Annotated in this window: 17 protein-coding genes and 8 pseudogenes; 15 read left to right on the top strand and 10 right to left on the bottom strand. The window is 62.9% G+C overall.

The window, feature by feature from the left end:
- Positions 1 to 155: 155 nt before the first annotated feature.
- Both H2O14_RS07915 and H2O14_RS07910 read left to right on the top strand, forming a co-directional pair.
- Complete coding sequence (locus tag H2O14_RS07915; RefSeq protein WP_182827211.1) at positions 156 to 2207, top strand: PAS-domain containing protein; 2052 nt, start codon at positions 156 to 158, stop codon at positions 2205 to 2207.
- Positions 2204 to 2605 (top strand): response regulator transcription factor, encoded by a 402-nt coding sequence (locus H2O14_RS07910; RefSeq protein WP_182827210.1) that lies wholly within the window; start codon positions 2204 to 2206, stop codon positions 2603 to 2605. Before H2O14_RS07915 ends, H2O14_RS07910 begins: the two co-directional genes overlap by 4 nt.
- A 3-nt stretch (positions 2606 to 2608) precedes the next feature.
- On the opposite strand, the pseudogene aroA reads toward H2O14_RS07910, so the two are convergent.
- From aroA to H2O14_RS07895, 3 genes and pseudogenes are all read right to left on the bottom strand, one after another.
- A pseudogene (gene aroA / locus H2O14_RS07905) lies at positions 2609 to 3867 on the bottom strand (3-phosphoshikimate 1-carboxyvinyltransferase).
- An 86-nt stretch (positions 3868 to 3953) separates the two neighbouring features.
- Positions 3954 to 4901, bottom strand: a complete 948-nt coding sequence (locus H2O14_RS07900; RefSeq protein WP_182827209.1) for a glycine--tRNA ligase subunit alpha — start codon at positions 4899 to 4901, stop codon at positions 3954 to 3956.
- Between the two features lie 95 nt (positions 4902 to 4996).
- Positions 4997 to 5379: pseudogene (locus H2O14_RS07895) on the bottom strand (VOC family protein).
- A 122-nt stretch (positions 5380 to 5501) separates the two neighbouring features.
- Between H2O14_RS07895 and H2O14_RS07890 the strand changes: the two are divergent.
- A complete protein-coding gene (locus H2O14_RS07890; protein ID WP_182827208.1) occupies positions 5502 to 5795 on the top strand; it encodes a type II toxin-antitoxin system ParD family antitoxin in 294 nt (97 codons plus the stop codon).
- Between the two features lies 1 nt (position 5796).
- Positions 5797 to 6117 (top strand): type II toxin-antitoxin system RelE/ParE family toxin, encoded by a 321-nt coding sequence (locus H2O14_RS07885; RefSeq protein WP_182827207.1) that lies wholly within the window; start codon positions 5797 to 5799, stop codon positions 6115 to 6117.
- Here the strand turns inward: H2O14_RS07885 and H2O14_RS07880 are convergent.
- The 4 genes from H2O14_RS07880 to H2O14_RS07865 form a co-directional block, all read right to left on the bottom strand.
- Positions 6114 to 6314 carry a hypothetical protein gene (locus H2O14_RS07880; protein WP_182829471.1) on the bottom strand — a complete coding sequence of 67 codons (201 nt, stop codon included), beginning with the start codon at positions 6312 to 6314 and terminating at the stop codon, positions 6114 to 6116. The two genes, H2O14_RS07885 and H2O14_RS07880, sit on opposite strands and share 4 nt — an antisense overlap.
- Positions 6315 to 6323: 9 nt before the next feature.
- Positions 6324 to 7187 carry a S49 family peptidase gene (locus H2O14_RS07875; protein ID WP_182827206.1) on the bottom strand — a complete coding sequence of 288 codons (864 nt, stop codon included), beginning with the start codon at positions 7185 to 7187 and terminating at the stop codon, positions 6324 to 6326.
- A 70-nt stretch (positions 7188 to 7257) separates the two neighbouring features.
- Entirely contained in the window at positions 7258 to 8082 is an 825-nt protein-coding gene (locus tag H2O14_RS07870; RefSeq protein WP_182827205.1) for a tRNA1(Val) (adenine(37)-N6)-methyltransferase, read from the bottom strand.
- On the bottom strand, positions 8079 to 8285 hold the full coding sequence (locus H2O14_RS07865) for a DUF2007 domain-containing protein (protein WP_210275519.1): 207 nt from the start codon (positions 8283 to 8285) through the stop codon (positions 8079 to 8081). Before H2O14_RS07865 ends, H2O14_RS07870 begins: the two co-directional genes overlap by 4 nt.
- Positions 8286 to 8415: 130 nt before the next feature.
- Here H2O14_RS07865 and H2O14_RS07860 point away from each other — a divergent pair, with 130 nt between their 5' ends.
- The 5 genes and pseudogenes from H2O14_RS07860 to H2O14_RS07835 all read left to right on the top strand — a co-directional run bounded on the left by H2O14_RS07860 (position 8416) and on the right by H2O14_RS07835 (position 13738).
- On the top strand, positions 8416 to 9432 hold the full coding sequence (locus tag H2O14_RS07860) for a polyprenyl synthetase family protein (RefSeq protein ID WP_182827203.1): 1017 nt from the start codon (positions 8416 to 8418) through the stop codon (positions 9430 to 9432).
- Between the two features lie 177 nt (positions 9433 to 9609).
- Positions 9610 to 11468 (top strand): annotated as a pseudogene (locus H2O14_RS07855) (tetratricopeptide repeat protein); the annotation flags it as partial.
- Between the two features lie 335 nt (positions 11469 to 11803).
- Positions 11804 to 12708 (top strand): annotated as a pseudogene (locus H2O14_RS07845) (4-(cytidine 5'-diphospho)-2-C-methyl-D-erythritol kinase).
- Between the two features lies 1 nt (position 12709).
- Positions 12710 to 13258, top strand: coding sequence for a molybdenum cofactor biosynthesis protein B (gene moaB / locus H2O14_RS07840; RefSeq protein WP_182827202.1), 549 nt, complete (start codon positions 12710 to 12712; stop codon positions 13256 to 13258).
- Positions 13251 to 13738: pseudogene (locus H2O14_RS07835) on the top strand (DUF523 domain-containing protein). Before moaB ends, H2O14_RS07835 begins: the two are co-directional and overlap by 8 nt.
- Here the strand turns inward: H2O14_RS07835 and H2O14_RS07830 are convergent.
- Positions 13739 to 14206, bottom strand: a complete 468-nt coding sequence (locus H2O14_RS07830; RefSeq protein ID WP_182827201.1) for a plant virulence effector HPE1-like domain-containing protein — start codon at positions 14204 to 14206, stop codon at positions 13739 to 13741.
- An 80-nt stretch (positions 14207 to 14286) separates the two neighbouring features.
- A pseudogene (purD, locus tag H2O14_RS07825) lies at positions 14287 to 15556 on the bottom strand (phosphoribosylamine--glycine ligase).
- 188 nt (positions 15557 to 15744) lie between these two features.
- On the opposite strand from purD, the gene H2O14_RS07820 reads away from it, so the two are divergent.
- From H2O14_RS07820 to H2O14_RS07805, 4 genes are all read left to right on the top strand, one after another.
- On the top strand, positions 15745 to 16551 hold the full coding sequence (locus H2O14_RS07820; protein ID WP_182827200.1) for a MipA/OmpV family protein: 807 nt from the start codon (positions 15745 to 15747) through the stop codon (positions 16549 to 16551).
- A 51-nt stretch (positions 16552 to 16602) separates the two neighbouring features.
- Positions 16603 to 17556, top strand: coding sequence for a 4-hydroxybenzoate octaprenyltransferase (gene ubiA, locus H2O14_RS07815; RefSeq protein WP_182827199.1), 954 nt, complete (start codon positions 16603 to 16605; stop codon positions 17554 to 17556).
- Positions 17557 to 17702: 146 nt separating this feature from the next.
- Positions 17703 to 20333, top strand: coding sequence for a calcium-binding protein (locus H2O14_RS07810; RefSeq protein WP_182827198.1), 2631 nt, complete (start codon positions 17703 to 17705; stop codon positions 20331 to 20333).
- Positions 20254 to 20868 carry a calcium-binding protein gene (locus H2O14_RS07805; protein ID WP_182827197.1) on the top strand — a complete coding sequence of 205 codons (615 nt, stop codon included), beginning with the start codon at positions 20254 to 20256 and terminating at the stop codon, positions 20866 to 20868. The genes H2O14_RS07810 and H2O14_RS07805 overlap by 80 nt, the downstream gene beginning before the upstream one ends.
- 51 nt (positions 20869 to 20919) lie before the next feature.
- Here H2O14_RS07805 and H2O14_RS07800 read toward each other — a convergent pair.
- Positions 20920 to 21485: pseudogene (locus H2O14_RS07800) on the bottom strand (DUF6101 family protein).
- A 331-nt stretch (positions 21486 to 21816) separates the two neighbouring features.
- Between H2O14_RS07800 and H2O14_RS07795 the strand changes: the two are divergent.
- A pseudogene (locus tag H2O14_RS07795) lies at positions 21817 to 23837 on the top strand (DUF1217 domain-containing protein).
- On the top strand, positions 23761 to 23988 hold the full coding sequence (locus tag H2O14_RS29350) for a hypothetical protein (protein ID WP_409526909.1): 228 nt from the start codon (positions 23761 to 23763) through the stop codon (positions 23986 to 23988). Before H2O14_RS07795 ends, H2O14_RS29350 begins: the two are co-directional and overlap by 77 nt.
- Positions 23989 to 24079: the final 91 nt, after the last annotated feature.

Raw genomic sequence — 24079 nt, 5'->3', positions numbered from 1 at the left:
GTTCCGCGGCGCTTGTCATGCCTGAATTGCGCCTGGCGGCATGCTCGGAAAGCGCGAAATATCAGGCCTCGCTAAAGTTTTAACACAGCCTTGCAAGCTTCATTAGCGGGCATGACCTAATCTGATCCTCCAAGCCATTTCAGGGGAATCCCCATATGCCGCAGGCAGTCTGGAATGCAATGCCCATCTGGGGTCTCGTCGCCACCCGCGCCATGCTGCGCTGGACGCTGAGCGACAAGAGCCGCGACGAGGTTCTCTCCGGCGTCCTCAACGAGATCATCGCCACGCGCGAATTCGACCTCGGTCCCTGCGCCGCCATATTCAACGAAACGCCCTATGGCGGACGGCATAAGCTGCTTTATCACACCCAGGCCGACTGGTGCACCATTCCCCTGGAATACGACCCCCAGTCGGGCCAGGCGCAGCCGCTCTGCGCGGAAGATCGGGCGCGATCCTATCTCCTGCCGCTGATAGACCGCAGTTCGGGGGCGATTTTCGGCTCGGTGCTGTTCCTCGGTAAGAGTCGCCGCCGCATGGACGAGGAGCGGATGGCGGTGCTGCGGCTGCTGATCTGCGATCTCGCCGACATCGTTCTGTCTCGCCGCCGCGCCGACGCCGACCACCAGTTCGCCGATCTCGTCGAGATCTCGACCGACGAAATCTACCTCATCGATCCCGAAATGCTGGAGATCTTCCGGGCCAACGGCACGGCGACGATCAAGACCGGTTACCGCGAAGACCAGTTGATCCGGATGACGCCGGTGTCGCTCAAGCCCGATCTGACGCTCGACGAATATCGCATTCTGATCAATCCGGTGATTTCGGGGCGCGAGAAATTCGTGACCTTCGAGACCTTCCACGCCCGCCGCGACGGCAGCCAGTACCGCGTCACCGTCAAGGTCATCTCTCTCAGGGGCGAAAAGGGGGAATGCCTCGCCGAAGTCGTGTTCGACACGACCGAAGAACAGCGCAAGATGCTCGGCATTCTGCAAGCCGCCTTCGAGGCTTTCCCGGGCGGCATCGCCGTCTTCGATCATCGTCTCGATCTGATGATCGCCAACCGGCATCTCTATGATCTGCTCGATGTGTCGCCCGACGCCTTTCCACCGGGCGCGAGCTTCGAAAACCTCATCCGCATCAATGCCGAGCGCGGCGAATATGGCGACGGCGACATCGACGCCCTGGTTCTGGAGCGGGTCAATCACGCCCGGCTGTTCCTGCCGCATAGTTTCGAGCGTGTCAGCGCCAATGGCCGCGTGCTTGCCGTGCGCGCCGAGCCGCTCGCCGCCGGCGGTTATATTCTCAGCTACACCGACATCACCGTGCGCAAGCAGGCAGAGATCGAACTGATCCGCCATCGCGACCAGCTGGAGGATCAGGTCCGCGAACGCACGCTGGAAATCGAAGCCCAGGCGCATGCTCTCGAAGTGGCGCTCAATCACGAGAAACAGATCAATGCGCTGCAGCGTCAGTTCGTCTCGATGACCAGCCACGAATTCCGCACCCCGCTCGCCATCATCGACGGCGCCGCCCAGCGGCTCATCCGCAAGAGGGGTGCTGTCGATCAGGAGTTCCTGGCCGAAAAAACCGGCCAGATCCGCGCCTCCGTGGCGCGCATGGTGGAATTGATGGAGAGCTTCCTGTCGGCCGGCCGCATGACCACGGGCAAGATCGAGCTCAATCTCGCCGACTGCTCGATCAAGACGCTGATCGAACAGGCGGTGGAGCGTCAGCGCGAATTCTCCAAGCGCCATCGTTTCCATGTCGACCTGCAATTCCTGCCCGACAAGATCCGCTGCGATCCGCTCGGCATAGGACAGGCGATCACAAATCTGCTGTCGAACGCGGTGAAATACTCGCCGCATGCGCCCGACATCGAGATCACCGGCTGGGACGAAGGCGATTACGCCGTGATCTCCTTCCGCGATCATGGCGTCGGCATCGACCCCGACGACATCCCGAAAATGTTCTCGCTCTATTTTCGCGCCCGCACCTCCACGGGCATCGCCGGAACGGGGATAGGGCTCAACCTCGTCAAGCAGATCGTCGATCTGCATGAGGGGGACATCAGGGTCGAAAGCGAGCGGGGCGACGGGTCGACCTTCACCCTCATCCTGCCCGTGCATGGACCCGCAACCAAGCCGCAGGCGGACCGCGCAAGCGCGCCCATCCGTCCGGCCCAGCAAGACGAAAGGATATCGGCATGATCACCATTCTCTGCGTCGAAGACGAAATGGACGTCCGCGAATTGATCACCGAGGAGTTGGAAGACGCAGGCCTGCGCGTGCTTCAGGCCTCCAACGGCAAGGAAGGGCTGGAACTGATCCTGCGCCACCGGCCCGATATCGTCATCTCCGACATCACCATGCCGGAGATGGACGGCACGGAGCTTCTGGCGGAATTGCAGATCAATTATCCGCAATTCTCGAATATGCCTTTCATCTTCCTGACCGCGCTCGCCGACCGGGAAAAGATGCTCGAAGGCATGCGCGCCGGCGCCGACAACTACATGACCAAGCCGATCGATTTCGACGTGCTGATGGCCAAGATCCAGGGGCTGGCGCTCCGGATCGAAAACCGGGTCGCGGCGGGGCTTGAATTCTGAGGCTCAGCCTTCGATGATCTCTACGCCCAACGCGCCCAGAGCCTTCCAGTAATCCGGATAGGTCTTGCCCACGCAGAGCGGATCGAGAATGGTGACGCCGTCGATCTTGAGACCCGCAAGCGCAAAGCTCATGGCGATGCGGTGATCCGCAAAAGTGTCGATGTCCGCCGGCAGGCGTTGGCCGATCAAGCCGGGGTCGGAGGCCACGATCAGGTCGTCGCCCTCTTCGGTCGCCAGTCCCGGACGGATGGCGTTGAGGCCCGATGACAGCGCGCGAATGCGGTCGCACTCCTTGACGCGCAGATTGGCGATGCCAACGAAGCGCACCGGCGTTTCGTTGAAGGCGGAGAGCACGGCGATGGTCGGGATCGCGTCCTGCATCTGCGAACCGTCAATGAGGGCGGGGATATGCGGGAAGGCGGAGATGACCTCATAAGCCTTGGCGTCCGGCTGGGTGAAAGCGCCGGCATCCACGCCGATGTCGATTTTGCCGCTGGTGAGCGCTTCCGCCGCCCAGAGATAGGTGGCGGCCGAAGCGTCGGGCTCGATATGGTAATCGGCGGCGACGTAACCTGTGGGCTGCACGCGCCAGGTGGCCGGCGAAGTCTGCTCGACCTCGGCGCCGAAAGCGCGCATTGAGGCCAGCGTCAGGTCGATATAGCCGCGCGCGCCGATCTCGGCGCCGGCGAGTTCGATGTCGAAGGGCTCGCTCGCGAGCGGTGCGGCCATCAGGAGCGCCGACACATATTGGCTGGAAAGCCCGGCGTCGATCACCACGCGATTGGTGGTGAAGCGTCCCTCGGCGTCGACAGTCACCGGCGGGCAGCCGGTCGGGGCCTCGATCTGGACGCCGAGCGAGCGCAGCGCCTCGACCAGCGGCAGGATCGGCCGCTTGCGCATATGCTGGTCGCCATCCACCACGAAACGGCCCTTTGCCAATGCGACCGCCGCCGTCAAAAAGCGGGTCGCCGTGCCGGCATTGCCGAGGAAGAGGGGAGCGGAAGGCTCCTTCCAGACGCCGTCGCTGGTGACGACGAAGGTGGTGGCGTCCGGCTCATCGACGGTGACGCCCATGGCGCGCAGCGCCTCGGCCATATAGCGGGTGTCGTCGCTTTTCAGCGCGCCGGTCAGCCGGCTCACGCCCCCTTGGCGAGGCCTGCGACGAGCAGCGCGCGATTGGTGATCGACTTCGAGCCCGGCGGGCTCACGCGGCCTTCGAGCGGCTTGGAGGTCGGGACGATGGTGAGTTTCTCGAGCGTCATCAGGCGATCCGAAAGGGCGGTGCGTGGAAGCCGGCCCCGTCGATCTCACGGCGAGGGCCGGATGCGAATTGTCTGCGGCGGACGGCTTATTCCGTCCAGTTGACCCCGCCGGCGTCGGTCAGCAGGAAGGCTTCGCCGCAGGCCTTGGCCAGCGTGCGGACGCGCAGGATATAGCTCTGCCGCTCGGTGACTGAAATCACGCCGCGCGCGTCGAGCAGGTTGAACACATGGCTCGCCTTGATGCACTGGTCATAGGCCGGCAGCACGCATTTGTGCAGGCGCTGAGCGTCCTGATCGCCGGGCGCGCCGGCGGCGAGAAGCGCCTGGCATTCCTTCTCGGCGTCGATGAAATGCCGGTGCAGCATCTCGGTATTGGCGTATTCAAAATTATGGCGGGAATATTCCTGCTCGGCCTGCAGGAAGACATCGCCATAGGAGATCTTCTCGGCGCCCTCGCGGCCGTTGAAGTTGAGGTCGTAGACATTGTCCACACCCTGTACATACATTGCGAGACGTTCCAGACCATAGGTCAGTTCGCCCGCCACCGGCGAGCATTCGATGCCGCAGACCTGCTGGAAATAGGTGAACTGGCTGACTTCCATGCCGTCGCACCAGCATTCCCAGCCGAGGCCCCAGGCGCCCAGCGTCGGGCTTTCCCAGTCGTCTTCCACGAAGCGGATATCATGCAGAAGAGGATCGAGCCCGATCGCCGCCAGCGAGCCGAGATAGAGCTCCTGCAGGTTGGACGGATTGGGCTTCAGGATCACCTGATACTGATAATAATGCTGCAGGCGGTTCGGGTTTTCGCCGTAGCGCCCGTCCGAGGGGCGGCGCGACGGCTGCACATAGGCGGCCTTCCAGGGCTTCGGGCCGAGCGCGCGCAGCGTGGTCGCCGGGTGGAACGTGCCGGCGCCCACTTCCATGTCGTAAGGCTGCAAAACCGCGCAACCCTTGTCCGCCCAGTAGTTATGCAGGGTCAGGATCAGCGCCTGAAACGAGCGCTTGGGATTCATATGATCTGGGATCGCGGACATGACATACACCCTCGGCAATTGCTGGCGGCTGAGTGCCATGGCGGGCGGGAAGGGTCAAGGCCCTTGCCGCGTCAAGCGCCGGCGTCCCGCCGCCATCACTCCGGCCGATGGCACACGGCCTCGATATTGTGGCCGTCGGGATCTAGCACGAAAGCGCCGTAGTAATTCTCGTGATAATGCGGCCTCAGCCCCGGCGCGCCATTGTCCTTTGCGCCCGCCGCCATCGCCGCATCATAGAAGGCGCGCACAGCAGCCCGGTCCTTGGCCTGGAAGGCGATATGCAGCGCGCCGGTCACCGGCCCGCCGCTGCTGATCCAGAAATCCGGCTTGTCGACGCCATAGCCGGCATGCGCCGCTCCGCCGGTCATCTCAGCCGTTACCTCCATCATCCGGCTCGCGCCGATCGCCGGCATCACGGCGTCGTAAAAAGTGCGGCCGCGCGCATAATCCCCACGGGAAATCCGATATGGTCGAGCATAGTATCCTCCTTTTTATGTTCCCTATATGTTCACGTGGCGCCTGATCTTGTCAAGACGCCGTTTTGATTGATCGCAAGGTCATTGGGGCTTATGATCGCGGCATGCAAAGCCGGAGGCAGCCATGAATGTGAAGATCTCGATCGAGCTTTCCGAACAGCAGCTGGAATTCGCCGAACGTTTGGTGAGCCGGGGCGACTATGCCTCGATCTCGGAACTCGTGCAGGATCAAATCCGCGACCTGATGCTGGAAGTGGAAGAGCCGGAAGGGGAGGCGGACGCTGTGACAGCCATGGCGGAGGAGATCCGGCACAGGGCGTCCTTGCCGGACGATCAATGGATTACAGTGGATGAGGCCGACACCATGTTCCAAGATCTCAGACGCCAAGCCCGAGAAAAGATCAAGGCAGGCCTCTGATGTGACCTACCGCATCGTCCGCCACCAAGACGTCAAGTTCGATCTCGCTGCGATCGTCGATCTCATCGGTAATTTCGCCGGATATCAGACGGCTTACGATAAGATTGGCAAAATTGAACAGGCGCTGGCGATGCTGCGGCTTCATCCGTATATCGGAAGCCCTCGGTCGGAGGTCATGCCGGGTCTGCGCGTTCTTCCGGTTTCTCGTCGCGCAGTCATCTGCTTCACCGTCGATGACGCCGCGCGCGTCGTCAAAATCATCTGCGTCGCCTATGCGGGGCAGGATTGGCAGACGCTTGCGCGAGGGCGCGAGGAGCCTTAGCGGTCTTCTTCCTTACGCAGGCGATACTCGCCGGTGACCGGATCCTTGACCAGCGTGCCGATCGCGCCGGTTTCCGCTTCGCGCCGCTTGGCGGCGTTGGCCTTGGCGAGCTTCAAGGCGTCGGCGACGAACTTCTTGTAGACCATCCAGCCTACAAGTCCGATCACGACGACGAAGACGATCTTCGATAAACCCACTTTGAAATCCTAAAGTCCGTATCGGCTCCACCAGAGCCGTTCCTCCGCCGTCGAAATCGCCGCTTCCGCAGCGCCCGCGCCGATCTCTCCGCCCAGCCGCGGCGTGGCGGAGCGTCCCGAAATCATCCGGGCTACAAATCCACGCGAGGCCTCCACAGGCTCGATCTCGACCTCGTCACCATAGCGCAAACGCAGCTCGGTTTCCATGTCGCCGAGTGCGTCGACGAGACCGAGCGCCAAACCCTTCTCGCCGGACCAGAACAGTCCGGTGAACAGCGTGTCGTCTTCGGCCAGCTTGCCGGCGCGGCGCTCCTTCACCATGTCGATGAACACGCGGTGCACGTCGAGCTGCAAAGATTTCAGATGCGCGACGTCGCTTTCCTTCTCGGGCAGGAACGGGTCGAGCACCGACTTGTTCTGTCCCGCGGTGTAGATGCGGCGCTCGACGCCGACCTTCTTGATCAGTTCCGTAAAGCCGAAGCCGCCGGAGATCACGCCGATCGAGCCGACGATCGAGGTCGGATCGGCGATGATCTCGTCGCCGGCGAGCGCGATCAGATAACCGCCGGACGCCGCGACATCCTCGACGAACACCAGCACCTTTTTCTCGTGCTTCTTGGCGAGCGCCCGGATCTTGTAGAAGATCTGCCGGGATTGCACCGGCGATCCGCCGGGCGAATTGATGGCGATCGCCACGGCCGGCGCCTTCTTGGTCTCGAAGGCTTCTTCGAGCAATTCTTCGATGTTGGCCAGGTTCAGGGCCGGTCGGAACTGGCTCCCGCCCGCCTGGATCACGCCCGACAACCGCACCACGGGGATCTTGACCTTTTTCTTACGGAAGCGGGCGGGAATGAGACGGCTGAGAAAACCCATTGATTGTTCCTGATCCTGGCGTGCGGTGGTTGAGACCGATATAGGAGCGCGCGAGCCCCTTTGGAAGGCCCTAGCGGCGCGGCGCGAGCCGGCGGTAGGACGCGCGGCCATTGTTGAGGTCGTCCACTTCGGGCAGGAACCTGTGCGACCCCTCGGAATGCATGAAGATCGGCGCGCGAAACACTGGCCGCGCCCGTGAACCCTTGACGCCGCTCACCAGCAGGCGGATGGCGCTTTCTCCCTGTCGCGGATGGATCATCGTGAATTCCAACCCGCCGAAGCGCTTGCCGCAGGCGTCCATGATCTCGGCGATCGATTCCGGCCTGGCGATTAGCGACATCTGTCCGCCGGGTTTCAGAATGGCGCCGGCGGTGCGGATCCAGGCGTCGAACAGCCCGTCCTGCAGCACATGCGCCTCCGCCTTCAGGCCATCCGGCGCGCGCCGGTCGCCGGCATGGTTGAAGGGCGGGTTCATGATCACATGGTCGAAAATGTCGTCCGGCAGCCCTGCGGCGACGCGCTCGCGGCCTTTGAGGGTCACATCGGCCGCAAGCAGGCGGGCTCGGGCCGCGACGGCGGCATTGTCCGGCAGCGCCAGCGTCTTCTCCGCATAGGCGATCATGTCTGGCGATTTCTCGACCAGCGTCACGCGCGCCTGTTCAAGTCTCGCCGCGACGCCGAGACCCGCGGCGCCAGCGCCGGCGCCGAGATCGGCGAGTTCGATCGGACCGTCCGCATCCACCATGGCGGCCAGCAGCATCGCGTCCACGCCGGAGCGATGGCCGCGCCCTTTGGGCTGGACGAGGAAGAAACGGCCGAAATGGAACGCGTCGATCGTGTCGACGACGGGCTTGTCGTCATCGCGTTCCAGCGTTTGCGGCAGACCGACATTCATCTGAGTTCGCCGCCCAGTCCGGCGTCATGAAGCGTCCGCCGCGCCTCGTCGATGCGCTCGTCCTCCACCAACAGCCGCCGCTGCAGAATGCCGATCGAACCTTCGAGCACGCTCATGCCCTGATCCGCAATGAAGCAGACGATGTCGCGGTCCTCTAGCAGGCTCACGGCGTAGGACATGGCCACCGGGTCGTTGCTGCGCATGATTTCGATCACTTCACGCTCCCTCTGGGTCAAATTTCGTCAATTCATGGGCGCCGGGGCAATTCGCCTCTTGCCGCTCGGCCCCTTGGTTTTTATGGTCCGCCCAAAGAATTCAACAGGAGCCGGTTCCTTGGGCGTGGTCATACCGCTTGATGAAAGCAAAAACAAACAGGCCTCCATCAAGCCTTTGGTCGATCTGACCAGGGGCGACATGGAGCGCGTGAACCAACTCATTTTGTCGAAGGCTGGTTCCGACGTCCAGATGATCCCGAAAGTCGCCAACCATCTTATCTCCTCGGGCGGCAAGCGTCTGCGCCCGATGCTGACGCTGGCTGCGGCCAATCTGTTCGGCTATAAGGGCGAGGGCCATATCAAGCTCGCGGCGAGCGTCGAATTCATGCATACGGCGACGCTGCTGCATGACGACGTCGTCGATGAAAGCGACATGCGCCGCGGCCGCAAGACGGCGCGAATCCTCTGGGGCAATCAGGCCAGCGTGCTGGTCGGCGACTTCCTGCTCGGCCAGGCCTTCAAGATGATGGTCGAAGTGGGTTCTCTCGATGCGCTCGACGTGCTGGCCACCGCCGCCACCGTCATCGCCGAAGGCGAAGTGCTGCAATTGTCGGTCGCCAAGAATATGGAAACGACCGAGGACGACTATCTCCAGGTCATCCGCGCCAAGACGGCGGCGCTGTTTGCCGCCGCCGCCGAAGTCGGCCCGATCATCGCCGGCGCCGGCAAGGCCGATCGCGCCGCGCTCCGCTCCTATGGCATGAATCTCGGCCTCGCCTTCCAACTGGTCGACGACGCGTTGGATTACGGCGGCAAGGCGGCCGAGCTCGGCAAAAACACCGGCGACGATTTCCGCGAAGGCAAGATTACGCTGCCGGTCATCCTTGCCTGGCGCCGCGGGTCGGAGGAAGAACGCGCTTTCTGGCGCAAAGCCATCGAAGGCGGCGAGTCGACGAAGGACAATCTCGAACGCGCCATGGGCCTGATCACCAAATACGGCTCGCTCTCCGACACAATCGCCCGGGCCAATCATTATGGCACCATGGCGCATGACGCGATCGCTGCATTGCCGGCTTCGCCGCTCAAATCGGCGTTGATCGACGTGATCGAATTTTGCATCGCGCGCGTCAACTAAAAGCCCGTTTCGCCGTATATCGCCGGAATCGGAGCGCCTATCCGGATCTCTTGTGAGGGTCGGCGAATTGTGGTCTTAAGGACGCTCATGATTTGCGTCGTCGGCTTGCATGCCGCTGCCGGCGTCGCCACATGCGCAAGGCGGAATGCGCGGAGCGCATCAATGAAAGGCTGTCGAATGGCATTCTTGAACATCGGTCGGTTGAAGTTCGGCACGGCTCTTGGGCTGCTTCTTAGTCTGTCGACGCCGGTCCTCGCCGTCGAAGCCGCCAAGCCGGACGCGGCGGCCCCCGAGGTCAAGTTCGATATTTCGAGCGTCGAACGTTTTCCGGGGCGTTTCTCGCCGGACGCACCGCCGATGGCGATTATGATTATGAAAGCGCGATCAAGCTTTATCGCACGGCGCTGAAATTCGATCCGTCCAACCTCGAAGTTCGCGAACGGCTGATGATCTGCCTGTTCATGAACGGCGACTTCGACGAGGGCGTCGCCGAGGCGGTCAAGCTCAAGGATGATCCGGCTGTCGAACGCATCGCCAAAATCGCCCGCGGCATCGACGCCATCCGCAAGAAGGACTATACCGAGGCCTATAAATTCCTGAAATACGAAGGCCCGAACGAGCTCGACCGCATGATCAATTCGCTGATCGTGGCCTGGGGGCAGTTCGGCGAGGGTAAGACCAAGGAGGCCATCGCCTCCGCCAATGGCCTCAAAGGCCCGGAATGGTTTTCGGTGTTCCGCAATTACACGGCAGGCATGATCGCCGCAGCCTCGGGCGATATCGAGACCGCGCGCAAGAAACTCGCGGAAACCGTCGCCAATCGCGAAGAGGGCACGGCGGCCAGCGATACCTATATGCGCGGCGTGATCGCATTGGCGACGCTCGAAGCCCGGGCCGGCAACCGCCAGAAGGCGCTCGACGCCATTTCCGCCGGCGAAGCCTTTGCGCCCGGCTATATTCCGCTGCAGGCGTTCCGCAAGAAGATCGAAGCCGGCGAGAAGCCGGAATTTGCGATCACCGACGCCACCCAAGGCATGGCGTCCGTGCTGTTCTCCGTCGGCGGCGCTCTCAACCAGTCACTGTCGAGCGCGCCCGACCGGGCGAGCGCTCAGGATATCGTGACCTTTTATCTGGTGACGGCGAATGCGCTGTCGCCCGAGGATGCCGACACCGCCGTTCTGCTCGGCGGTCTCGCCGAAGCCAACGACAAGCCGGAAAAAGCGATCGAATGGTATCGCAAAGTGCCGGAAAATTCGATTCTTCGCCGCGTCGCCGATCTCCAGCTCGGCCTCAACCTGGCCGGCACCGGCAAGATCGAGGAAGCGCGCGAGCATCTGAAGGCGGCGATCGCCGCAGACCCGCGCGACACCCGCGCCTATCTCGCTTATGGCAGCCTGTTGTCCGACAACAAGGAATATGCCGAGATGGCCGCCAATTACGACAAGGCGGTCGAAGTCATCGGACCCATTCCCAAGCGCACCGACTGGTCGATCTTCTTTCAGCGCGGCATCGCCTATGAGCGTCTGAAGAAGTGGGACATCGCCGAGCCGAATTTCCGCAAGGCGCTCGCGCTCTATCCGGACCAGCCTCAGGTGCTCAACTATCTCGGCTATTCCTGGGTCGATATGAACATCAATCTCGAGGAAGGCCTCGAGATGATCCGCAAGGCCGTCGATCTGCGCCCGGACGACGGCTATATCGTCGATTCGCTCGGCTGGGCCTATTATCGCCTCGGCCGTTATGACGACGCGGTGTCGGAACTCGAGCGAGCGACCGATCTGCGCGCCTCCGACGCCACCATCAACGACCATCTCGGCGACGCCTATTGGCAGGTCGGCCGCAAGCTCGAAGCGATTTTCCAGTGGAAGACCGCGCTCGAACTCAAGCCCGACGCGGACCTGATCCCCAAGATCGAAAAGAAGATTCGCGATGGCCTGCCGCCGGTCCAGGCCAGCGCGGAAACGACCAAATCGGTGACCGCGGTCGAGAAGAAGGCTGCCGAAGCCGAGGCGAGCGAGCCGGCCAAACAGGCTCCTGCCGCCGACGCGCCGTCGGCCGAGCCCGTTCCCGCCCAGCCTGCCGTCGCGCCCAAGGCGGAAGAAAAGCCTGCCGCGACACCGGTCGCGACCCCGGCCGTCACCGAGCCCGCCGCCATGCCAGGGGCAGCTGAAGCCACGCATACGGTCGTAAACGGCGACAGCCTCTGGACCATCGCTCGCGACCGCCTCGGCGACGGCGATCGTTTCCGTGAGATCCTCGATCTCAATCCGGATTTGAAGCGCAGGCCAGGCGCTCTCAAGCCCGGCCAGGTGTTGAAGCTGCCAGCGGCGAAGTGAATGAAGAGGGGCCGCCGCAGAGGCGGCCTTTTTGCATGAGGCGCGCAAGCGCCCGAGGTCCCGTAATGATCGAAGAATTCGCGCCCGCGAAAATCAACCTCGCGCTGCATGTCACCGGTCAGCGCGCCGACGGTTATCATCTGCTCGATTCGCTGGTGGTCTTCGCAAGCGCCGGCGACCGCTTGACCATCGCGTCCGCCGAACAGGACCGGTTCAGCCTGTCCGGCCGTTTCGGGCCGGCTTTGTCTGCCGATGATCCCGGCAATCTGGCGCTCAGGGCGCGCGACGCGCTGCGGTCGAAGGCGGCCGCCATCGGCCGCGACGCCGGTCCTGTCCATATCCATCTCGAAAAGAACCTGCCGATCGCCTCGGGCATCGGCGGCGGCTCGGCCGACGCCGGGGCCGTCTTGCGCGGCCTGAACAGATTGTGGAGCCTCGGTTTCGGCATGGGGGAGCTGCGGGATCTCGGGCTGCCTCTCGGCGCGCGGATGTGCCGATGTGCGTGGAGAGCCGGCCGCTGGTCGCGCGCGGCGTCGGCGAGGACATCACGCTTCTGGCGCGGTTTCCCGAGCTTCATATGCTGCTCGTCAATCCGCTGGTGGAGGTGTCGACGCCGGCGATCTTCAAGCGTTTGACGAACAAGACCAACCCCACTCTCAGCCTTCCCGGCGAAGAAGCAGGGTTCTCCGACTGGATCACCGCGCTCCAGGCTACCCGCAACGATCTCCAGCCGCCGGCCGAACATCTGGCCCCGGAGATTGCAGAGGCCATGGCGCTGTTGACGTCGACAGAACCGCTTCTCGCCCGGATGTCCGGCTCCGGCGCCACCTGTTTTGCGCTCTATCCCGATCGAGAGAGACTATCGGCCGCGGCCCGCGCGCTTGAGGCGGAGCGACCAGACTGGTATTGGCAGGCTTGCGCATCCACGGGAGAATTCTGACATGTCTCGCATAGACGACACCAGGCCTTTCGTGCCGGTCGGCATCGCCGTTCTGACCGTTTCCGACACCCGCAGCCTCGCCGACGATCGTTCGGGAGACACGCTGGCGGCGCGCATCGAGGCGGCTGGACATCGGCTCGAAGCCCGCTCCATTGTCCCCGACGACAAGCAGGCGATTTTCGACCAAGTTAGAGCCTGGACGCTCGAAGAACGCATTGATGTGGTCATCACCACGGGCGGCACCGGCTTCACCGGCCGCGACGTGACGCCGGAGGCGCTGGAGCCGCTGTTCGAGAAGCGCATGGACGGCTTTTCGGAGGTCTTCCACCGCATCTCCTACGACAAGATCGGCACCTCTACCATCCAGTCCCGCGCCACCGGCGGCGTCGCCAACGCCACCTTCATCTTCGTGCTGCCGGGCTCGCCCGGCGCCTGCAAGGACGCCTGGGACGGCATTCTCAAGCTGCAGCTCGACTACCGCCATATGCCCTGCAACTTCGTGGAGATCATGCCGAGGCTCGACGAGCATCTCAGGCGCGGCAATGGATAAGATCCTGATCAGCGCCTGCCTTCTCGGCGCGCCGGTCCGTTACGACGGCAAGGGAAAGCCGCTCGCCCATCCGCTGATCGACCGGTGGCGAAGCCAAGGCCGTCTCGTGTCCTTCTGTCCGGAACTGGCGGGCGGATTCCAAACGCCGCGCCCTCCCGCTGAGATCGCTGACGAAGCGACGGGAGACGCGGTGCTCGCGGGTGAGGGCAGAGTGATCGATATCGACGGCGCCGACGTGACGGAGATGTTCGTGGAGGGGCGCGCCGCGCCCTCGCCATGGCCCGCGCGGAACGCTGTCGTTATGCGCTGCTGATCGACGGCAGTCCGTCCTGTGGTTCGCTCAACATCTATGACGGCCGGTTTTCGGGAGGACGTCACGCCGGGCGGGGCGTCACCGCAGCGTTGCTGTCGGCCCATGGCGTCGAGGTCTTTGCGCCCGTCGACATCGACCGGCTGGCGGCGCGTCTGTCGCTGGATTGATCAGGGCAGCCGCAATTGCAGTGCGCCGGGATCGAAGGCCGGCGCCGCGGCCTTGGTTTCTCCGATTGCCGGCGGCATTTCCTGCATGCCGGCGCTGACCGCCGACGTCGTGGCGTCGCGATCGATGGTCGGCGTCTCGGCGGGAGCGGGCTCGGTATCGGCCACGGCGGCGTCGAGGCTCGCCGGAACTTTGCTCACCATCACCACGGGTGATCCGCCCATCCACGCTTCGGTGCGATAGATCATCTTCTGGCCGTTGACCGTGCGGATCTCGATCTTCTGCTCGCCGGGCTTGAGAACAGGTCCGGTCGCCTCGGCCTCTTGTGCCGCGTCGGCTTCGGAGTCGCAGACGTCGCAGCGAATGAACTCGACGCTGCGATTGGTGCGATCCGTCGACTTCACGTCGATCGACCCGGCGAGAGCCGGAGCGGATACGGCGGCGAGTGCGGCGATGATGGCCAGACGCATGACGGGCTCCCGAAAACCAATTTCCGGGAGCATATGAAAAATCTCTTAAAGTCCGGTCAGCAACGCTGGTTAAGAGATCGTTACTTTCTCTCGCGCGCGACGGCGCGCCAGCCGATGTCGCGGCGGCAGAATCCGTTGTCCCAACGGACTTCGTCGATGGCGCGATAGGCCTTGCCCTGCGCCTCCGACACGCTGTCGCCCAGCGCAGTGACGTTGAGCACCCGCCCCCGTCGCCACGAGACGCCCGTCCTTCAATGCCGTGCCGGCGTGGAAGACATGCAGGTCCGCCGCATCCTCCGGCAGCGCCTCGATAGCCGTGCCCTTGTCATAGGAGCCGGGATAGCCCTTGGAGGCCATGACGACCGTCAGCGCCGTCTCGTCGCGCCATTCGACATGAGCGCTGTCGAGTTCGCCTTTGGCGGCCGCCAGCAGAAGCGGAAGCAGATCGGATTTCATCCGCATCATCAGCACCTGGCATTCGGGATCGCCGAAGCGGACATTGTATTCGATCAGCTCCGGACCCTTGTCGGTGATCATCAGGCCGGCGAAGAACACGCCGCTGAACGGATGCCCCATCTCCGACATGCCGCGCATGGTCGGCTCGATGATCTCCTTCATCGTGCGTTCGACGAGCTCCGGCGTCATGACCGGGGCAGGGGAATAGGCGCCCATGCCGCCGGTATTGGGGCCGGTGTCGCCGTCGCCGACGCGCTTGTGGTCCTGGGCCGATGCCAGCGCCAGCGCCGTTTTGCCGTCCGACAGCGCAAAGAAGCTCGCTTCCTCGCCGTCGAGAAACGCCTCGACCACCACTTCGGCGCCGGCTGCGCCGAATGCGCCTTCGAAGCAATCGTCGATGGCTGCGCAGGCTTCCTCGACGGTCATCGCCACCGTCACGCCTTTGCCGGCGGCGAGGCCGTCGGCCTTGACGACGATCGGCGCGCCCTGGGCGCGCGCATAGGCCTTGGCCTTTGGCGCATTGTTGAAGCGCTGATAGGCGCCGGTCGGAATACTGAAGCGGGCGCAGATATCCTTGGTGAAACCCTTGGAGCCTTCGAGCTGCGCGGCGGCCTGCGACGGGCCGAAGCAAAGGAAGCCCTCGGCGCGCAACACGTCGCTCAAGCCTGCAACCAGCGGCGCTTCCGGGCCGAACACGATGAAGTCGATGGCCATGCTCTTGCAGAAGGCGGTGACGGCCCGGTGATCGTCGACATCGAGGTCGACCAGCTCGGCGTGATCGGCGACGCCGGGATTGCCGGGCGCGGCGTAGAGTTTGCCGAGAAGCGGAGATTGCGCCAGTTTCCACGCCAAAGCGTGTTCGCGCCCGCCCGAACCGATCAGCAGAACCTTCATGCGCAGTCTCCTTTTCCAGCTATCCGGCGGTTTAACCCGGCGGACGGAAAGGTCAAGGCCTGGTTTAATCGGGATATGCGCAACTCAGCGTTAGACATCTGGTAACCAAATCCGTTAGGAAGGTTTTATCGTAAATGCCGGCATAACAGGCTCCGTCTCAATGAGGCGAACGCCAGTAGGAGGTTTCCTTGTCCCGTCGCGCCGTAGTTCTCGCCGCTGTTCTCGCCACGCTTCCGCTTTCCGCTCTTGCGGAAGACGGCCAATATTTCTGGTCGGGAGACTGGTATCTTAAAGCGGGCGCCGCCGGCTTCGTTGCGCCGCGTTTCGAAGGATCCAAGAGCTATATCCTGCAGGCCTCGCCGATCATTTCGCTCAGCCGTCAATCCGCCACGGCGCCGCGCTTTTCCTCGCGCGACGACAATGCGTCTTTCGCCGTGTTCGAAAACGATATGATCCGCGCCGGCGTGACCGGCAAGCTGGTCATGCCGCGCGATCGCGACACGTCCGATGATCTCAAGGCGCTGAAAGCGGTCAAATTCGGCCTCGAAGCCGGCGTGTTCGGCGAAATCTATCCGACCGACTGGATGCGCTTCCGCACCGACATCCGCCACGGCATTCGCAGCCACAACGGCGTGGTCGCCGATCTCGCGCTCGACGCCTTCATGGATGTGACCGATACGGTCCGTGTGTCTGCCGGCCCGCGCGCCTCCATCGCGTCCGACGACTATATGGACGCCTATTACAAGGTGACCAAGAAGCGCAGCGCCAAGCATGGCCTGTCGGCCTACGATCCTGACGGCGGCTTCAAGTCGGTCGGCTTGGGCTCGGAAGTCGTGTGGAAGGCCACCGATCGCATCGAGGCGGGCGTCTTCGGGCAATACAACCGACTGGTCGGCTCCGCCGCCGATTCGAGCCTGGTCGAAGAGCGCGGCTCCAGGGATCAGTTCGTGGTCGGCATCTCCACCAGCTACAAATTCGGCTTCACGCTGCCCTGAGGCGGAATGCGCGCTTGACGCCTGCGTGATGTCGTGGTCATGGCTTAGGTCATGACCAGCCATATTTCCGACAACGGCCGCGTGGCCGACGCGCCTTCCGACAACTGGGTTTACCGCGCCTTGCCGCGCTGGGCCTGGCCCTATGCGCAGCTGGCGCGCTGGGACCGGCCGATCGGCTGGCAGCTGTTGATGTGGCCCTGTTTCTGGTCGGCGACGCTGGCGGCAAATGCCGCGCTCTCCGACGGACGCCCGGCCTTCTGGCAGATGATCGGGCACCTCGTTCTGTTCTTCATCGGCTCCGTCGCCATGCGCGGCGCCGGCTGCACCTATAACGATCTCGTCGACCAGGAGATCGACATGGCGGTGGCCCGCACTCGCTCGCGGCCTTTGCCGTCCGGACGCGTCAGCCGCCTGAACGCCAAGATCTTTCTGGCGCTGCAGGCCTTCGCTGGCCTCCTCGTGCTGCTCAGCTTCAACGGCTTCTCGATCCTGCTCGGGATTCTCTCGCTCGGCGTGGTCGCCGTCTATCCTTTCGCCAAGCGTTTTACCGATTGGCCGCAATTCTTCCTGGGTCTCGCTTTTTCCTGGGGCGGTCTGATGGGATGGGCGGCCGTGTTCGGCGGTCTGTCTTGGGCGGCCGTCTGGCTCTATCTGGCGGCGGTGGCCTGGACGATCGGTTACGACACGATCTATGCGCATCAAGACAAGGAAGACGATGCGCTTGTCGGCGTGCGGTCCACTGCACGCCTGTTCGGCGACGCGACCAAGATCTGGCTGACGATCTTCTTTGCGCTGACCCTCGTTTTGCTCGCCTTCTCCTTCGGCGCGGCCGGCGTGTCTTTCCCGGCATGGCTCGGCCTTGTCGTGGCCGCCGTTCTGTTCGGCTGGCAATTGTTGATTCTCGATATCGACGACGCGAGTCAGTGCCTTGATCTGTTCAAGTTCAACTCCATTGTCGGGGCTGTTGTCTTCGCGGGATTGTTTCTATCTCTTCCCCTTGCGTGAGGCTTTCGGCTCTGTTGCATAATTGTGTGAAACTGACGGGATATTTGGAAAAGCTCTGTCATCCCGTATGGTTAAATTGACAGCCTATCGACCCTATGGGAAACAACGGTTAATTTTTTCCGTGATTTGCCGGGGTTTCGGGGCGCATGTCCAATTCTCAAACGCTCATAAATAAACTTCTCGATATTCCTTATTTCGCCGATCTGGTCGATGCCAACGGCGTCGATTGGCTGGCCGATCTTCTCGATGCGCTGGAAACGACCGATTATGACGTCGAGGCTCTGACCTCCGTCCTGTCGTCGGGAGACGAAGAAGAGGTTTCGAGCGAATTGACGAGCCTGGTCTCCGCCGCGTCCAACTCGATGTCCGACACCGATCTGACGGTCGACGTCGCGCCGCAGGCCGCTGGGTCCGAAGACGGCGCAGAGACTGCCGCCGTCGATTCCTCCTCCATTTCGAGCGCTTCCTCCGACCAGAATGGCGACGATGCCGATGAGACGACGACCGACGAGGTCGAAGACAAGGACGCCGAGGATGAATCGGACGGCGACTATGTGCGCTGGGACGGCGAAATCGTCTCTTCCTTCGCGAACAAAGCCGTGCCGGAGCCGACCTTCCCGGAAGATGACCCCGGCAAATACACCTATCTCAAGAGCCTCTATTACGAACGGCGCATGAGCCATGATTTCGGCGACTCCGCCGGGGACTTCGGCCTGAACGGCTTTTACCGCAAGATGAATCTCGGCGGCGGAGATGACCGGATCTTCACGACATCCGCCCAGAGCGATGATCGCTTCGTGTCAGACAGCTACCGCGTGTCCGGCGGCGAGGGCTCCGATACGCTGATCCTGCAGGAAGGCAAAGGCTTCGAGGTCAAGCTCGACGGCTGGTCGAATTTCGGCGCTTATGGCGGCTGGGTGGAAATTACCGAGGTCGAAAACATCGTCGGCTCGGCCGGCGCGGATACGATCACCGGCACCGACGGCGACAACATCCTCGAAGGCAGCGGCGGCGATGACACGATCATCGGCCTCAAGGGCAACGACACGTTGACGGGCGGCGCAGGCGCCGACGCGATAACCGCGGGCGCTGGCGACAATGAGATCGACGGCGGCTCCGGCAAGGACGTGATCGTCGCTGACGCGGGCGACGATACGATCGACGGCGGCGCGGACGCGGATTCGATCGATGGCGGCGAAGGCGACGACGTCATCAACGGCGGATCCGGCGACGACACGATCGACGGCGGAGCCGGTTTGGATTCGATCGACGGCGGCGCTGGCAATGATGTCATCGACGGCGGCGAAGGCGTGAGCACGATCTTCGGCGGCGCCGGCGCGGATACCATCACCACGGCCGCTGCGGCCGACGTGATCGACGGCGGCGACGGCGCCGACGTCATCAAGGCCGGCGACGGCGCGAATTCCATCGATGGCGGGGCGGGGGACGACAAGATCGTCACCGGAGCGGGGGCCGACACGATCATCGGCGGCGAAGGCGACGATGACATCGACGCTGGGGCCGGCGACGCGTCGATTGCGGGCGGCGACGGCGATGACAAAATTACCGCTGGCGACGGCGATCTGCACAGCATCTATGGCGGCGCAGGCGACGACCGGATCGAGGTCGGCGCCGGCGACGGCGTTCTCGACGCCGGCAGGGGCTCCAACCGGATCATCGCCGGCGCGGGCGACCATACCGTCACTGGCGGCGAGGGTGACGACCGGATCGAGCTCGGCGACGGCGAGAATTCGATCTTCGGCGGCGCAGGGGCCGACACGATAAAGCTCGGCAAGGGCTTCGATACGATCGTGGCCGGCGATGGCGACGACACGATTTCAGCCGGCGACGGCGGCGCATCGATCTCCGGCGGCGCCGGAGATGATACGATCACGGTCGGCGACGGCAAATCCCACACGATTCTCGGCGGAACCGGCGACGACATCATCACGATCGGCGCCGGCGACGCCTTCCTCGACGCCGGCGCAGGCGCAAACCGCATTACCGCGGGAGCCGGCGACCACACGGTCGTCGGAGGCGACCGCAAGGACCGCATCGTTCTGGGCAATGGCGATAATTCCGTCGATGGCGGCGACGGCGCAGACACGATCATTCTCGGCAAGGGCTTCGATACGGTCATCGGCGCGGCCGGATCCGACGTCATCAGCGTCGGCGACGGCGGCTCCTCCATCAATGGCGGCGACGGCGACGACCGGATCACCGCCGGATCCGGGTTCGATACGGTCGATGGCGGCGAGGGCGACGACGTCATCCATGTCGGCGACGGCGGCAGCACGATCGCGGCCGGGGTCGGCGACGATACGATCATCTCCGGCGCGGGCGTGGATTCCATTCTCGCGGGCATGGGCGCCGACCGGGTCGAAACCGGGGCGGGCGACGATTACATCGACGCGGGCGCCGGCGCCGATTTCGTCAAAGCCGGCGACGGCGACGACCGGATCTATGGCGGTGACGGCGCCGACAAGCTGTATGGCGAGGCCGGCTCCGACACGATCAACGGCGACGCCGGCAATGACGTGATCAACGGCGGCGACGGCGACGATCGTCTGACGGGCGGCGACGGCTCCGACCTCATCGACGGCGGCGCCGGCAATGACACCGTGTCGGGCGGTCTCGGCGACGACACCGTGAACGGCGGCGACGGCGCCGACTCGATCGATGGTGACGACGGCAACGATGATCGACGGCGGCGCGGGCAACGACGATCTCGACGGCGGCGCCGGCAACGACGATCTCAGCGGCGGGCTGGGCAATGATCGCATCGTCGGCGGATTGGGCAACGATACGCTGTCCGGCGGCGACGGCTCGGATTACCTCTATGGCGGCGACGGCAAGGACATCCTGACTGGCGGCGGCGGCGTCGACACCATTTATGGCGAAGCCGGCAACGACGTGATCGACGGGGGCTCCGGCGCCGACACGATTTCGGGCGGCGAGGGCGCCGACACCATCACCGGCGGCGCGGGCGCGGATTTCATGTCCGGCGGCGGCGGCGCGGACGTCTATCTCTACAGCTCGACCAAGGACAGCGGTCGAGTCGATTTGTTGGACTTCATCTCCGACTTCAATCTCGCTGAGGACAAGTTTGATTTCAGCGAGTTCAGCCGCGCCGACGAGTTCGTCTTCAAGGGCGACGACGATTTCACCGGCGGCGGCACTGCCGAAATCCGCTACGAGAAATTGTCGGGCGACACGTTCGTCCAACTCGATCTCAATGGCGACGGCGTCGTCGACATGCAGATCCAGCTCGACGGATCGATCAATCTGACCTCGTCGAACTTCTCGTTCTGACCGTGACCAAGAATGGCGCCGTCGGGGCGCCATTCTTCTGTCGGGATGCGCTCAGTCGCGGGCGAAGATTTCCCGGCCCTGGATTTTCATGCTCACGCCGAAGTCGCCGGTCTTGCGGCGCACCAGGAAGCGAGGGCGGCGGCTGGCGAAATAGGAGTGGCGACGACGCGGCTTGGCGGGCCGGGAGGCGACGTTCAACAGATGATCGTCGAGCTGTCGCGCCACGCCGTCGGCTTCCACCATCAACATGGGAATGCGATAGGCTTCCGACCAGGCGCGCCAATCGGCGGCGATGTCGTAGAGATCATGCGCCACCAGAAGCGGCACGCAGCAATTCGGGTCGGTGTGGTGAAGCTCTAGCGTCACCGTGACTTCGCCGTTTCCGTGATCGATGGCGCGGGCCGCAACGCCGGCGAAGACGCGGGAAGGAAGAGCGATGCTGAGGGGCAGACCGCTGCCGGGGAGCAAACGCCGCATCACGGCGCCGCGTTCGTCGAGCGTGACCGACACCTTGTCGTCAGTGCCGCCCACTTCATAGGTCAGTTGCTGGGGAAGAGACCCGGATCGAGCCTCAAGACATCGGAAGCCCACGACGGTTGCATGACGGTGTTCTGCATTTTCTTGACCCTGTTTTAGCTTGAGAGCTTCTGCTCTTCTCTGCGTTGGGACTTTGCGTCCTCTTTGATGGGGTCAGGATAGGCGGCGTCCGTATGAGCCGACTTAAAAACTCTGGTTAAAAACCTTTGTTCCGACAAATGGTTAGCAATTGCCCACCTGAATTGGTTTCATTCGGGTTTACTCTCGGGCTGCAATTGTTCGAGATCTGTCCACCGGTCGTCAAGCATCCCCGACAAGATCCGACAGTGTCCCGGAGGGACCTGGCGCCGCCGGTAAGTTTCGGATAAGAACTCTGTGAGACAATCGGAAGGCGCGCGCGAAGGGCTCTCCATGGTCTCCACTTTCCTCACCTATGAAACCGTCAACCGGAACTACAAGGCCAGTCTCGACCGGGTGAAGAACGACGCCGCGACCGCCCGCGAAGCGCAATATTACCAAGAGAATATCGGCAAGGTGAAAACCGTCGACGAGTTCGTCGACGACTATCGCCTCTATTCCTACGCCATGAAGGCCTATGGTCTGGAAGACATGACCTATGCGACCGCCTTCATGAAGAAAGTGCTCGACAGCGATCTCACCGACGACAATTCCTTCGCCAACAAATTGGCCGATCAGAAATACCGCGACTTCGCCGCCGCGTTCAAATTCTCGACGACCGATACGGCGATCGTCCAGACCAGTACCCAGATCGACGGGGTCATCGGCGCCTATCAGGACGAGATCGACAAGACTAACGAAGAGACCGCCTCCGCCAACGCCTATTACAAGGCGACGATATCCACCGTAAAGACGGTCGATGACCTGCTCGACAATTCTCGCCTCCGCGACTACGCGCTCAAGGCTTACGGAGTGGATTCTCCTTATTGGAGCAAGGACTTCCTCACCAAGGTTCTGACCAGCGACGTCGACGATCCCGCGAGTTTCGTCAATCAGCTGACCACCCCCGATCGTCGGAATTACCAGGCGATGGCGCGCGCCTTCAATTTCAACGCGGCGGGCGCGCTCGACGGCGGCGATGCGGCGCAGACCACCGACCAGACCGCCGAGACCATGTTCGCCTATACGAGCACCGTGCCGGGCCGCACGACCCCGGCCCTGGCCGCGCTCAACAAGGATTATTACGAGGCCAAGATCGGGACGATCACCTCGGTCGACGAACTCGTCAACGACAGCCGCATGTTCGATTACGTCCGCAATGCCTATGGCCTTCAGGATGTGACCCTGCGCAGCACGCTCAAGAACATTCTGACATCGGACCTGTCCGACCCCGCCAATTACGCCAGCACCATGGGCGGAGCGAAATATGAAAAGGTCGCCGCGGCTTTCAATTTCAATACGGATGGAACGATCAAGGGGACGGGCGGCGCGCAGACCACGACCCAGCGTGCAGAGACGTCGGCGGGCTATCTCATCGGCTACGACGACCGGCAGCAGCAGACCGACGATGATCTGTACAGCTATTACCGCCGGACGATCAGCACGGTGGAAAGCATCGACGACCTCGAAGGCACCGCCAAACTCTATAATTTCGTGCTCGCCGCCTTCGGTTTCGATGGCGCAACGCGCAAGAAGGATATCGAGAAAGCGCTGACCAGCGAGCTTTCGGACCCCGCGAGCTTCGCCGCCGCCAACAAGGACAAGCGTTTCGAAGCGTTGGCCGGAGCCTTCAACTTCGATGAGGACGGCAACATGGACGCGCCGAGCCTGGCGCAGTCGCAGGCCAATCTCCAGCAGGTCGCCAAGGATTATGTCGTCCGCAAGACTCGGTTCGGCAATGAGGACGAGAAAGAGAAAGCCACCGAGGAAGCCAGTTATTACACCAAGACGATGCAGTCGATCACCAGCCGCGACCAGTTCCTCAAGGACAGCCGCCTGACCGGGATCATGCTCGAATCCTTCGGGCTCGATCCCAAGGACGTCAGTGCGGACTTTCTCAAGCAGGTCATGACGTCGGATCTGTCGGATCCCGACAGTTTCGCCAACCAGCAGGCCGATCACCGTTTCGCGGAGATGGCCTCAATGTATAATTTCACCGAAGAGGGCGGCGTAGCCCCGAAGGAGCCGGGCGTCCAGGACGAACATGGCCGCTTGACCACGGAATATCTCTATCTCCAGGAGAGCCTGGAAGACGAGACGGGGGCAGGCAGCGTCGGCGCCAGCTCGCGCTGTATTTCCAACGCATGTTCCCGAGCGTCAACACCGCCTTCGACATTCTCGGCGACAAGGCCCTGCTCGAAGTCTTCCGCACCGCTTACCAGCTGCCGGCCGGCGGAAATGTCGTCGATGGACATCGACAAACAGAGCGCGCTCGTCGAGAAATACATGGATTTCGAAGAACTTCAGGATCCTGAAGAGCTCCAGAAATTCATCACCCGCTTTGCGGCCATGTATGACCTTCAGAACGACACCGGCAGCGATCCGCTGGTGAGCCTCTTCAGCAGATCCGCGTCGTCGATCAGCGCCGATACGCTTCTGTCCATCGCACAGCTCAAGAACAGCTGATTTCACTGTCCCGCGGCGTCTGTCGAAAAGATTCCGATTGCGTCGCCATGATCACCGATATATCCATTTGGATATCACGAATGGGAGGCGA

The sequence above is a fragment of the Rhizobium sp. G21 genome, assembly GCF_014158035.1.
Lineage (GTDB): Bacteria > Pseudomonadota > Alphaproteobacteria > Rhizobiales > Rhizobiaceae > Rhizobium_E.
The sequence above is the reverse complement of the archived record's forward strand: the minus strand, read 5'-3'. Positions and strand labels throughout refer to the sequence as shown.

Excerpts from the sequence above, each read along its gene's own strand:
- H2O14_RS07915 (WP_182827211.1), top strand. The coding sequence starts at position 156 with ATGCCGCAGGCAGTCTGGAATGCAATGCCCATCTGGGGTCTCGTCGCC.
- H2O14_RS07910 (WP_182827210.1), top strand. The coding sequence starts at position 2,204 with ATGATCACCATTCTCTGCGTCGAAGACGAAATGGACGTCCGCGAATTG.
- H2O14_RS07900 (WP_182827209.1), bottom strand. The coding sequence starts at position 4,901 with ATGTCCGCGATCCCAGATCATATGAATCCCAAGCGCTCGTTTCAGGCG.
- H2O14_RS07890 (WP_182827208.1), top strand. The coding sequence starts at position 5,502 with ATGAATGTGAAGATCTCGATCGAGCTTTCCGAACAGCAGCTGGAATTC.
- H2O14_RS07875 (WP_182827206.1), bottom strand. The coding sequence starts at position 7,187 with ATGGGTTTTCTCAGCCGTCTCATTCCCGCCCGCTTCCGTAAGAAAAAG.
- H2O14_RS07870 (WP_182827205.1), bottom strand. The coding sequence starts at position 8,082 with ATGAATGTCGGTCTGCCGCAAACGCTGGAACGCGATGACGACAAGCCC.
- H2O14_RS07865 (WP_210275519.1), bottom strand. The coding sequence starts at position 8,285 with ATGCGCAGCAACGACCCGGTGGCCATGTCCTACGCCGTGAGCCTGCTA.
- moaB (WP_182827202.1), top strand. The coding sequence starts at position 12,710 with ATGTCTCGCATAGACGACACCAGGCCTTTCGTGCCGGTCGGCATCGCC.
- H2O14_RS07830 (WP_182827201.1), bottom strand. The coding sequence starts at position 14,206 with ATGCGTCTGGCCATCATCGCCGCACTCGCCGCCGTATCCGCTCCGGCT.
- ubiA (WP_182827199.1), top strand. The coding sequence starts at position 16,603 with ATGACCAGCCATATTTCCGACAACGGCCGCGTGGCCGACGCGCCTTCC.
- H2O14_RS07810 (WP_182827198.1), top strand. The coding sequence starts at position 17,703 with ATGTCCAATTCTCAAACGCTCATAAATAAACTTCTCGATATTCCTTAT.
- H2O14_RS07805 (WP_182827197.1), top strand. The coding sequence starts at position 20,254 with ATGATCGACGGCGGCGCGGGCAACGACGATCTCGACGGCGGCGCCGGC.
- H2O14_RS29350 (WP_409526909.1), top strand. The coding sequence starts at position 23,761 with ATGTCGTCGATGGACATCGACAAACAGAGCGCGCTCGTCGAGAAATAC.